The organism is Lentzea sp. NPDC006480, from assembly GCF_040611995.1.
Classification (GTDB): Bacteria; Actinomycetota; Actinomycetes; order Mycobacteriales; family Pseudonocardiaceae; genus Lentzea.
On sequence record NZ_JBEXPJ010000246.1, the window covers coordinates 1 to 10,333 of the forward strand.

The following is a 10,333-nucleotide window of genomic DNA, read 5'->3' on the forward strand; positions in this document are numbered from 1 at the left end:
GAAGTGCGGGCCCTTGCGCGTGTCTCAGCCCTTGCTGGGGCGGCGCTGCGGCTTCGGCGCCGTCACGCCGTCCGCGAGCTTGCGCGTGGTCAGCAGGAACGCCGTGTGCGCGATCATCCGGTGCTCCGGCCGCACCGCGAGGCCGACGACGTGCCACGGGCGGACGAGCGTCTCCCACGCGTGGGGCTCGGTCCAGCACGTCATCTCCCGCAGCGCCTCCGTGACGACGGAGAGCTGCGTGGTGGTGGCGACGTACACGACGAGAACGCCGCCCGGGATGAGGTTCTTGGAGATCGTGGGCAGGACCTCCCACGGCGAGAGCATGTCGAGGATGACCCGGTCGACCTCGCCCTCGTGGTTCTTCACGTCGTCGACCGTGATCGACCAGTTGCCGGGGCGCTCGCCGAAGAACGTCTCCACGTTGCGGATCGCGTGCACCGCGTGGTCGTCACGCACCTCGTACGACTGGACGCTGCCCTTCTCCCCCACCGCGCGCAGCAGCGAGCACGACAACGCGCCGGAGCCCGCGCCGGCCTCCAGCACGCGCGCGCCCGGGAAGATGTCGCCGTACATGACGATCTGCGCGGCGTCCTTGGGGTAGATCACCTGCGCGCCCCGCGGCATCGACAGCACGTAGTCCGGCAGCAGCGGGCGCAGCGCCAGGAAGTTCGTGCCGCCCACCGACTGCACGACGGAGCCCTCCGGCTGCCCGATGAGCAGGTCGTGCGGGATGGCGCCGCGGTGGGTGTGGTACTCCTTGCCGGACTCGAGAACGACCGTGTAGTGCCGGCCCTTGGGGTCGGTCAGCTGAACCCGGTCACCCGGCTGGAACGGTCCACTTGCGCTAATCACCGCGCAATGGTGTCAAACGCCCTTCTCAATGGCCGCACGCAGGTCCTCCCTGCGCAGCACGCCCGCCGGCCGGCCTTCCAGATCCACGACGAGGAACTGCCACGCGGCCGTGCCCTGGACGCGTTCGACGATCTCCTCACCGGGCTCGTCGGCGAGCAGCACGGTCTCGGGCAGGATCGGCTCGGCGGCCATCTCCGCGGGGGCGAACGGGCTTGCGGCGGCGAGCTTCCGCGCCGCCTCGGTGTCGAGCAGGCCGGCCGCGACGCCGTCCGCGCGAACGAGCACCACGCCACGCCCCGCCGAGGTGCTCAGCGCGTCCGCGACAGGGCTTTCCGCCGGGAGTTGCAGCACCGGCAGGATCAGGTCGCTGAGGGTCACTCCGGCGGGCCACGTGCGGCGGCGTTCGCTGGCGAGCTCGCTCCTCGCGCCGGCGACGACGACCCACGCCGTGAGCACGCACACGCCGAGACGCAGCCAACGGTCTTCCGCGCCTTCCGCGACGCCGTACAGCGCCCACGCCACCAGTGCGATCGCCACGGCGAAACCACCGACCACGGCGACACGCGTGCCCATCGCCCTTTGCCCGGTGGCGGCCCACACGCCCGCTCTGACGATCCGGCCGCCGTCGAGCGGAAGGCCGGGCAGGAGGTTGAAGACGGCGACGGCGACGTTGGCCGCGGCGACCTGGAAGACCAGCACCCACACGACATCGCCGGGTTCCATCACGAACGCGCCGATGCCGAAGACGACCGCCAGCGCCACCGACACGATCGGGCCGGCTCCCGCGACCAGGCCTTCGTGGCTGGGTTTGCCAGGCGTGCGCATGATCTCGGACAGGCCGCCCAGCAGGTACAGCCGCAGTCTTCTGACCGGCAGACCAAGTCTGAGCGCCGCGACGCAGTGGCCAAGCTCGTGGGCGAGCACGGAGAGGCCGAGGAAGACCGCGAAGAGCGCGGCCAGCAGCAGGCCGACGCCGGGCGGGGTGCCGGGCGCGAGGTCGTCGACCAGCGGTGCGTAGAAGGCCACCACGATCGCGGACCCGATCCACCACGACGGCGCGAGCAGCACGGGGATGCCCGCCACCCGGAACAGCAGCAGGCCGCCCTCTCGCTCACTGATCCGCGCGGCCACGGGTGCACTGTAGAGCCGTGAGTGTGATCTCGCGGTGTACCTGTGCCGTGAAAGCGCCGTTCATGGCACAGGGGTGGGAGCGGGCAGCGGAATTGTCAGACCCCTGTCCTAGGGTTCGAACCATGAGCACCACGTTGCGCAGGCCGGCCCTGTCGCCCTCACGAGCCGGGGACTTCAAGCAGTGCCCGCTGCTCTACCGGTTCCGCGCGGTCGACCGCCTGCCGGAGAAGCCGACGAAGGCCCAGGTGCGCGGCACGGTGGTGCACGCCGTCCTCGAAGATCTCTTCGCCCTGCCCGCCGTGGAGCGCGTCCCGGACCGCGCCCGCTCGATGATCGTGCCGGCCTGGGAGCGCGTGAAGGCCGAACGCCCGGAGTTCTCCTCGTTGTTCGCGACCGAGGGCAGCGACGAGGAGGCGCAGTGGCTGCAGTCCGCGACGGCGTTGCTGGACGGCTACTTCGGCCTGGAGGATCCGCGCCGCCTCGAACCGGAGGCCCGCGAGCTGCTCGTCGAGTCCGAGCTCCCGTCCGGCGTGCTGCTGCGCGGCTACATCGACCGCGTGGACGTCGCCCCGACGGGTGAGATCCGGGTCGTGGACTACAAGACCGGCGCCGCCCCGCGCGAGGTGGGCGAGGCGAAGGCGTTGTTCCAGATGAAGTTCTACGCCCTGGTGCTGTGGAAGCTGCGCGGCGTGGTCCCGCGCCAGCTGCGGCTGATGTACCTGGCCGACCGCCAGGCGCTCGCCTACACCCCGGACGAGGCCGAGCTCTCCCGCTTCGAACGCACCCTCGACGCCATCTGGCAGGCCATCATGCGCGCGGCCCCGACCGGCGACTTCCGCCCGTCCCCCAGCCGCCTGTGCGACTACTGCGACCACAAGGCGTTCTGCCCGGCGTTCGACGGCACCCCGCCGCCCTACCCCGGCTGGCCGGAGCCGGACGACACCGAGCCTCTCCAGGACCGCGACTGATGACCGCTTTCTACCTCCCCGTGTCCGACGGGGTCTTCCGCTCGACCGAGCACACCGTCGGCCCGTGGGGCCCGGACAGCCAGCACCTGGGGCCGCCCTCGGCTCTGCTGGTGCGCTCGTTGCTCGCCCTGCGGCCAACGCTGTCCCGCGTGACGTTCGAGGTGCTCGGCCCGGTGCCGGTCGCCGACCTGACGGTGTCCACTTCGGTCGAACGCCCCGGCCGCTCGGTGGAACTGCTGGCGGCCGCCTTGTCCTTCGAAGGTCGCGCGGTGCTGACCGCGCGTGCGTGGCACATCGTCGGTTCGGACACCACAGCCGTCGCCGGTGGTGAGGTCGCGGCGATGGCGCCGCCCGCTTCGGCCGTGCCGATGGAGATCCCGGACTTCTGGTCGGGCGGCTACCTCGCCGCCGTCGAGTGGCTGTCGGTGTCGGGCGGCATCTTCACGCCGGGCGACGCGAAGGTGTGGGCCCGGCCGCGCGTGGCGGTGGTGGAGGGCTTCGAGCCGACGCCGCTGGAGCGCGTGTTCTCCGTGGTCGACTCCGCGAGCGGTGTTTCGTCCCGTGTGGACATTCGCAAGTGGTACGCGATCAACACCGACCTGACCGTGCACCTGCACCGCCAGCCCGTCGGCGAGTGGGTGGGCATGGACGCGCGGACGACCATCGGGCCGGACGGGGTCGGGCTCGCGACGAGCACCGTGCACGACGTCGAGGGACCCGTGGGCACCACGGCACAAGCGCTGTTCGTGCGCGAGCGAGCCTGACGGGTGGGGCGTCCGATGTGGACGCCCCACGACGTCAGAGCCCGTGAGCGAGGTCGCTCATGGTCGACCTGAGCGCGACGGCGAAGTCGCGTGCCACGCCGACCCGCGTCTCGAACTCCCAGTCGTCCACGAGTTCCAGTGCTTCGTTGATCGACCCGATCAAGGTGAAGAACTCCTCCTTCGTCAGCGACAAAGTGAGGCCCTCGTCATCGGAATGGACCATTTCCACGTTGCTCTCCCTCATCACGGGACGGTCAGGAAGTAGTTGTAGCCGTCCCTCGGCGCGAACGCCGTGCCGCCGTCGGCGGCCCTAGGGCTCCTGATGACGACCATCCCGTTGTACCAGTAGGCCAATCGGTTGTTGTTCAACGGGCGCATCTCGCCGCGGACGATGGTGTTCTCCACCAGCTGGGCGAACTCGGCGCGCGTGCGCACACCGGGGAACTCGCCCTGTTCGACGACGTGCTTCTGGTAGGCGTGCCCGTTCGCGATCTCCTCGCCCGCGAGCCGGGCGTTGAGCCGCACGCCGTCGACGACGTTGCCGGTGCCGCGGGAACCGTCGTGCAGGCGCTCCGCCGAGTTGATCGCGTCGGAGCCCTTCATCAGCTCCTTGACCGGCCGCAGCATCGGCAGCATGTTGAGCGCGCGGTCGAGACCGCCGAGCCGCTCGCCGGTCATGGTGTCGCGACCGGTGATGGCGTCCGCGATGCCCTTGCCGCTGCCGACGTAGGGGATGAAGCCGACCAGCGCGGCCACCTTGCGGTCGGTCGCGTCGCGCTGCTCCTGCGTCGTCCCCGTCGGGAACACGCGGTCGAAGTCGAACTTGAGCCCGCTGAGGCTGAAGCCGCCGGTCGGCCACCAGGTGCCGGAGCTGAACCGCTGCATGGACGCGTTGAACTCGGTCATCGAGCGGTTGAAGTCCGCCATGTCGCGGTTGAACGCCGCCATGGAGGCGTTCAGCTGGGCCATCGACGCGTCGATCGACTCGTTCATCCGCGTCAGGTCGGCGTTCATCTGCTCCCACCCGCGGCCCATCGCCTCGAGACCGGCGACGTCCACGTCGACCTTGAAGTCGGCGGGCAGGGTGAACGGCGGGATCTCGCGGAACGACTGCGCGGTGTCGCGCAGCAGCACGATCAGCTTGCGGCCCTCGTCGACGAACACGGTGACGAAGCCGCGGTACTGGTCGATCGTCTGGCGGATCTTCGGCGCGTCGGCGCGCGCCTTCTCCAGCAGCGCGTTGAGCTCCTTGTACTGCGGCAGTTCCAGGCCCTGCGCGGCGGCGAACTTCGCGCCGGCGGCGGCGACGAGCGCCTGGTCCGGATTCGGCGCGGCCAGCAGGGCGTCCAGCTCGGCCTTGGCCTGCTCGACGGCGGGCCAGTTGGCCTTCGCGTAGGACGCGACCTCCTGCGCCAGGGCGCCCATCCGGGCGTTGCTGACACCGGTCTCGGCGAGCACCGCCTTGATCGTGGTGACGATCTCGCCCGCGGTGATCGAGCCGATGCCGAGCTGCATGAGCTGGTGCACGGGCTTGAGCGGGTTGCGCAGCGCGCAGGTGTCCGGCGCGACAGCCAGCTCGCGCAGGCCGGTCCAGCCGGTGCCCACCGTCGTGCCGTCGGCGCGGTCGGTGCTCACCCACTCGCCCTTGGCCGGCACGAACCGCTGCCACACCAGGTCACCGGCGCCGGTCAGCCGGTACAGGGTGTCCGCGCCGGCGGAGAAGAGGCGGCCGGTGCCGAGGTCGCGGCCCGTCCTGAGGTGACGCTGCGACCACGTGTTCGTCGTGGTCTCGAAGTGGTGCCGGAACACCGCGCCGTCGGCCGTGCGGGTGTAGAGCACACCGGAACCCGCGGCGACGACGGAGGTGTAGGAGCCCCAGCCGTCGTCGATGATCTCGCCCTCGGACCACCGCGTGCCGTCGAACCGGTGCATCACCAGCAGGCCGCCGTCCAGGCGGTAGAGCACGCCGTCGGAGTCGACGGTGACGCGGTCGCGACCGGCTCCGGTCGCGTAGGCGCCCCAGCCGGAGCCGGTCACCGTGCCGGTGCCGTTGTCCCAGCCGGCGCCGTTCCAGCGGAACCGCTTGACCGTGCCGTCGGGCTCGATGCTGTGCAGGACACCGCCGGGAGCCGCGAGCACCCGGCCGAACCAGCCGGTGCCGATCTGGGTCGCGGTGCCCCAGGTGTTGCGGCCGGAACGGGCGCCGGTGTGGGTGGTGAGCCACAGGTCGCCGTTGTCCTTGACCGAGTACACCGGCGCCTGGTCGGCGCACGAGGCGTAGAGAGCCGCCCGCAGGTAGCTGATGTCGGCCGCCGCGGGCCGGACGAACGTCAACAGGGAGAGCACGACCAGGACCGGGGCGAGGATCCGCCGCCAGGTCGGTGTCGCGCGTTGCTGCGCAGAGAGCATGAACTGGTCTTTCACTAGAACCCCAGAAACGGTACTGATCGGTACCGGAAATGGGATCGTCGGGGCCGCCCGGCTTCGTTACACCGTCGGAGCGTGACGCGCCGCACGCCCTGATCAGGGCGTAACGTCAACGAGACTGTGAAGAGGTTCGCGAACCGGCGGGAAGCGGGCCGCGCACTGGCGGCGCGACTCGCGGCACGCACCTGGCACGAACCGCTGATCCTCGGCCTGCCGCGCGGCGGAGTCCCGGTGGCCAAAGAAGTCGCGGACGAGCTCCAGGCCGAGCTCGACGTCGTGGTGGCGCGCAAGATCGGCGCCCCCGGCCACCCCGAGTACGGCGTCGGCGCCGTCACGGCCGACAGCGAGCCCATCTACGACCCGCGCGTCCTCCGTGCGCTGAACCTCACCGAGGAACAGCTCGCGCCGACCTGCGACCGGGAACGCGAAGAAGCCGCGCGGCGCACGAACCTGTACCGCAAGGACAAGCCGCCACCGGACATCCAGGACCGCGACGTCATCGTCGTCGACGACGGCCTGGCCACCGGCGTCACGGCCAAGGCAGCCCTGCACTGGGTCGCGAAACACCAGCCCAAAAGCCTGACCCTGGCCGTCCCGGTCGCCGCGAAGGACTCGATCAGGATCTTCACGACACCGGTGGTCGCCATCCTGGTGCCACGCCACTTCGGCGCGGTCAGCCGCTGGTACGACCGGTTCGATCAGACGACGGACGCCGAGGTGCTCAGCGCGCTCGCGTAGTGCTCCACCACCGGGAACGGCGAGTAGAACTTGTGCAGCAACGCCGACCACCGCGGGTACGAGGGCCCCTGCCGGAAGCCGACCGTGTGCGCCTCGATGGACTCCCACCGCACCAGCAGCAGGTAGCGGCCGGGCGTCTCGAACGAGCGCAGCAGCTCCAGGCCGAGGAAGCCCGGCGAGGCGGAGATCAGCTCCCGCGCCTCGCCGAACGCCCACTCGAAGTCGGTCTCCTGGCCCGCCACCACGTCCAGGACGGCGTGCTCCAGGATCACAGGCGGCAGAACCTGATGTCCGAGGCCAGCACGGCCTTGGCACCGATCGCGGCCAGCTCGTCCATCACCTGGTTCGCCTCCTTGCGCGACACCATCGCGCGCACGGCCACCCAGTTGTCGTCGGCCAGCGGCGCCACGGTCGGCGACTCCAGGCCCGGCGTCAGGCTGACGGCCTTCTCCAGCAGCGTGCGCGGGCAGTCGTAGTCGAGCATCAGGTACTGCTGCGCGAACACGACACCCTGCAGGCGGGCCGTCAGCTGCTTCTTGGCCGCGGTCAGCTCGGAACCCGTGCGGTGCACGAGAACCGCCTCGGACTCGCAGATCGGCTCGCCGAACGGCACCAGGTTGTGCTGGCGCAGCGTGCGGCCGGAGCCCACGACGTCGGCGATCAGGTCGGCCACGCCGAGCTGGATCGAGATCTCCACGGCGCCGTCGAGGCGAATCACCTGGGCGGTGATGCCACGAGTCCGCAGGTCGCGGTTCACGAGCTTCGGGTACGCCGTGGCGAGGCGCTTGCCCTCGAGGTCGGAGACCTTCCAGTCGGTGCCTTCCGGCCCGGCGTAGCGGAAGGTCGACGAGCCGAAGCCGAGCGCCAGCAGCTCCTCGACCGACGAGCCGTTGTCGTCGGCACCCGAGTCGGCCGCCAGGTCGCGGCCGGTGATGCCGAGGTCGAGGTCGCCGGACGCCACGTAGATCGCGATGTCCTTGGGGCGCAAGAAGAAGAACTCGACGTCGTTGTTCGGGTCGAGCACGGTGAGGTCGCGCGGCTCGTGCCGCTGCCGGTAGCCCGCCTCGGTCAGCATGGCGGAGGCGCGTTCGGCGAGCGCGCCCTTGTTCGGGACTGCAACGCGCAGCATGTGAAAGTCTCCGTCAGAGGTACTTGTAGACGTCGTCAAGGGTGAGCCCGCGGCCCAGCATGATCACCTGGAGGCGGTACAGCAGCTGCGAGATCTCTTCGGCGAGCTTCTCGTCGGACTCGTACTCGGCGGCGATCCAGACCTCGCCCGCCTCCTCCAGGACCTTCTTGCCCTGCGCATGGACGCCGGCCTCGAGCGCTGCGACGGTGCCGGATCCCGCCGGCTTGGTGGCGGCTCGTTCGGTCAGCTCTGCGAACAGGGAGTCGAAGGTCTTCACGGGGTGACATCCTCCCATCCCGCGCATCCGCGTCCACACCGCGGTCAGTTCTGTCCCAGGCCGTGGACGTGATCTGTCCTGCATGGACACCCAGTAGCGTGAACTTCGTGTCGGAATTCGCCGAAGTGCTCGAAGCGTTGCGCAGAGTGCGCGGCATCAACCCGTTCTTCGCTCTCGACGTGGGCCGTCCGGACGAAACGTGGCTCCCGGGAACGGCACTTCTGGAAGGCCCGGCGCTCAAAACCACCATCGACGCCATCGCGACCCGGTACAAAGCGGAGGAACCACGCGTCGCCGCGAGCCTGTTCTTCCTCAGCTACACCGCCCGGTTGCTGAGCCCGCTCACGGCGGCGGACATCCCCATCGACATCCGGCCGGAAAACCTGTGGTGGCAACACCATCCGGTGAACGGCCTGAGCGTCCGCATCGACCTGCCGCAGCTCGGCCCGGCGGCGCCGGAAGCGCTCGAACCCGTGGTGGCGGCGATCCAGCGCGTCACGCCGGTGGCGAGCGGATTGTTGTGGGGCAACGCGATGTCGAACATCGCGGGTGCGCTCAAAATGGTTGTCCGCGCACGCATGCTCACGGCCGAGGAAGCGGAACTTCGCGGTAACCGGCTGATGGGCGCGCCGCCGTTCGAACAGGCGGGGGAATTCCTGAGCATCCCCGGCGAGCTCGGGTTCCTGCGCAGGAGCTGTTGTCTTTACTACCGGGTAGCCGCTGGTGGGAAGTGCGGCGACTGTCCACTCGTGAAGTGAGGAACGCAACAACTCTTATGGCCGGTTGTGCTTAACCGGCAACTCAACTTACGGTGCACGCGCCGCAGTGACGGGAAGCCGGTGGAAATCCGGCGCGGTCCTCGCCACTGTGACCGGGAAGTTGTCCCCGCCGAGCACGTCACTGGCACCCGTTGGGCGCTGGGAAGACGCGGGGACGGCGGTGATCCGGGAGTCAGGAGACCGGCTGCGGCGCCGCAAGGAGAGTTGACTTCCACGAGGTATGGAGGAGCCCGTCATGACGAGCCCCGCAGCAAGTCTGTCCGCAGTTCAGGTGCCCAAGTGGGCCTTCGCAGTCGCGTTGCTCGGCCTGATCGTCACCTACCTGGTCCTGCAGGAGAACGGTCTCGCGCTCGGCGCGGGCTCCGAGATGCTGCACGAGTTCTTCCACGACGGCCGGCACGCTCTCGGCGTTCCCTGCCACTGATCCGCTGAGCAGCAGATCAAGCACATGACGACGTACAAGTCCCTTGCGCTGCGCGGAATCGGGGCGGGCGCCATCGCCGGCGTCGCCTCCGCGCTCGTGCAACTCCTGGTGACCGAGATCCCCATTCGTGCCGCGCTCGCGGTCGAGGAGGCTCGGGAACCCGCTGCCGGTGAAGGCCACTCGCACGGCGAGGAAGAGCTGGTCAGCCGCAGCGCCCAGGTCGTGGGCGGCATGCTCGGCGTGATCATCGTCGGCATCGCGGTCGGGCTCGTGTTCGCCACGGCCTACGCGTTGTCCAAGCGGTGGTTCGCCGACCGTCCGCCGTTCAGCCGCAGTCTCGCGCTCGGTGCCGCGGTGTTCGGTGCCGTCGCGCTGCTGCCGTGGCTCAAGTACCCGGCCAACCCGCCCGCGGTGGGCGACCCGGAGACGGTGAACTACCGGACCGCGCTGTACCTCGGTGTGGTCGTGGCCGGGCTGGTGATCGTCTGGGGTGCGAGCTGGCTCGCCGAGCGGCTCCAGGCCCGGACGCAGCCGGTGCGGGTCACCGCGGTGCTGCTCGCGGTGGTCGCGGCCGTCGCGGTGGTGCTGCTGGCCTTCCCCGCGCCGCCGGACACGATTCCCGCGGACATGCCGGTGACCGTGCTGTGGCAGTTCCGCCTCAGCTCGCTCGCCCAGCTGGCCACGCTCTACGTCGGACTCGGCGTGGTGTTCGGCCTGCTGGTCGACCCGGCCACGCGCAGGACCAAGGCCGCGGAGAAAGCCGCTGTCGCCTGATTGAGTGGGGTGGCCGAGTTCCGCAGCTTCCTGCTGGGCGCGGGCATCTCCGCGGTCGCGGTCGCCGCGC

Annotated in this window: 13 protein-coding genes and 1 riboswitch; of the genes, 6 read left to right on the plus strand and 7 right to left on the minus strand. The window is 70.0% G+C overall.

What is annotated here, in order from left to right:
- Positions 1 to 24 precede the first annotated feature (24 nt).
- Both ABZX92_RS43505 and ABZX92_RS43510 read right to left on the minus strand, forming a co-directional pair.
- Positions 25 to 849: a tRNA (adenine-N1)-methyltransferase gene (locus tag ABZX92_RS43505; RefSeq protein WP_196778011.1), complete on the minus strand. Its 825-nt coding sequence runs from the start codon at positions 847 to 849 to the stop codon at positions 25 to 27.
- Between the two features lie 15 nt (positions 850 to 864).
- Entirely contained in the window at positions 865 to 1,983 is a 1,119-nt protein-coding gene (locus ABZX92_RS43510; protein WP_355571662.1) for a site-2 protease family protein, read from the minus strand.
- 122 nt (positions 1,984 to 2,105) lie between these two features.
- Between ABZX92_RS43510 and ABZX92_RS43515 the strand changes: the two genes are divergently transcribed.
- Both ABZX92_RS43515 and ABZX92_RS43520 read left to right on the plus strand, forming a co-directional pair.
- The gene (locus tag ABZX92_RS43515) at positions 2,106 to 2,951 is read left to right on the plus strand and encodes a PD-(D/E)XK nuclease family protein (RefSeq protein WP_355571664.1); all 846 of its coding nucleotides are present in this window, start codon (positions 2,106 to 2,108) and stop codon (positions 2,949 to 2,951) included.
- Positions 2,948 to 3,715: a thioesterase family protein gene (locus tag ABZX92_RS43520; protein WP_355571682.1), complete on the plus strand. Its 768-nt coding sequence runs from the start codon at positions 2,948 to 2,950 to the stop codon at positions 3,713 to 3,715. Before ABZX92_RS43515 ends, ABZX92_RS43520 begins: the two co-directional genes overlap by 4 nt.
- Positions 3,716 to 3,749: 34 nt before the next feature.
- On the opposite strand, the gene ABZX92_RS43525 is transcribed toward ABZX92_RS43520, so the two are convergent.
- Both ABZX92_RS43525 and ABZX92_RS43530 read right to left on the minus strand, forming a co-directional pair.
- Positions 3,750 to 3,944, minus strand: a complete 195-nt coding sequence (locus tag ABZX92_RS43525; RefSeq protein WP_355571666.1) for a hypothetical protein — start codon at positions 3,942 to 3,944, stop codon at positions 3,750 to 3,752.
- A gap of 14 nt (positions 3,945 to 3,958) precedes the next feature.
- The gene (locus tag ABZX92_RS43530) at positions 3,959 to 6,124 is read right to left on the minus strand and encodes a tachylectin-related carbohydrate-binding protein (RefSeq protein ID WP_355571668.1); all 2,166 of its coding nucleotides are present in this window, start codon (positions 6,122 to 6,124) and stop codon (positions 3,959 to 3,961) included.
- A 138-nt stretch (positions 6,125 to 6,262) separates the two neighbouring features.
- Here ABZX92_RS43530 and ABZX92_RS43535 point away from each other — a divergent pair, with 138 nt between their 5' ends.
- Complete coding sequence (locus tag ABZX92_RS43535) at positions 6,263 to 6,880, plus strand: phosphoribosyltransferase family protein (RefSeq protein ID WP_355571670.1); 618 nt, start codon at positions 6,263 to 6,265, stop codon at positions 6,878 to 6,880.
- Here the strand turns inward: ABZX92_RS43535 and ABZX92_RS43540 are convergent.
- Genes ABZX92_RS43540 through ABZX92_RS43550 form a run of 3 tightly spaced genes read right to left on the minus strand, consistent with a single transcriptional unit; the run spans position 6,841 to position 8,286 of the window.
- Entirely contained in the window at positions 6,841 to 7,152 is a 312-nt protein-coding gene (locus ABZX92_RS43540) for an antibiotic biosynthesis monooxygenase (protein WP_355571672.1), read from the minus strand. The genes ABZX92_RS43535 and ABZX92_RS43540 overlap by 40 nt on opposite strands.
- Positions 7,149 to 8,009, minus strand: a complete 861-nt coding sequence (gene hisG / locus ABZX92_RS43545) for an ATP phosphoribosyltransferase (protein ID WP_355571674.1) — start codon at positions 8,007 to 8,009, stop codon at positions 7,149 to 7,151. Before hisG ends, ABZX92_RS43540 begins: the two co-directional genes overlap by 4 nt.
- Before the next feature lie 13 nt (positions 8,010 to 8,022).
- Positions 8,023 to 8,286 carry a phosphoribosyl-ATP diphosphatase gene (locus ABZX92_RS43550; protein ID WP_045315894.1) on the minus strand — a complete coding sequence of 88 codons (264 nt, stop codon included), beginning with the start codon at positions 8,284 to 8,286 and terminating at the stop codon, positions 8,023 to 8,025.
- 107 nt (positions 8,287 to 8,393) lie between these two features.
- Between ABZX92_RS43550 and ABZX92_RS43555 the strand changes: the two genes are divergently transcribed.
- The 3 genes from ABZX92_RS43555 to ABZX92_RS43565 all read left to right on the plus strand — a co-directional run bounded on the left by ABZX92_RS43555 (position 8,394) and on the right by ABZX92_RS43565 (position 10,263).
- Positions 8,394 to 9,044, plus strand: a complete 651-nt coding sequence (locus tag ABZX92_RS43555; protein ID WP_355571676.1) for a (2Fe-2S)-binding protein — start codon at positions 8,394 to 8,396, stop codon at positions 9,042 to 9,044.
- A gap of 34 nt (positions 9,045 to 9,078) precedes the next feature.
- Positions 9,079 to 9,269: riboswitch (cobalamin riboswitch) on the plus strand.
- A gap of 31 nt (positions 9,270 to 9,300) precedes the next feature.
- Positions 9,301 to 9,489 (plus strand): CbtB-domain containing protein, encoded by a 189-nt coding sequence (locus tag ABZX92_RS43560; protein ID WP_355571678.1) that lies wholly within the window; start codon positions 9,301 to 9,303, stop codon positions 9,487 to 9,489.
- A 24-nt stretch (positions 9,490 to 9,513) separates the two neighbouring features.
- Positions 9,514 to 10,263 (plus strand): CbtA family protein, encoded by a 750-nt coding sequence (locus ABZX92_RS43565; RefSeq protein WP_355571680.1) that lies wholly within the window; start codon positions 9,514 to 9,516, stop codon positions 10,261 to 10,263.
- Positions 10,264 to 10,333 lie beyond the last annotated feature (70 nt).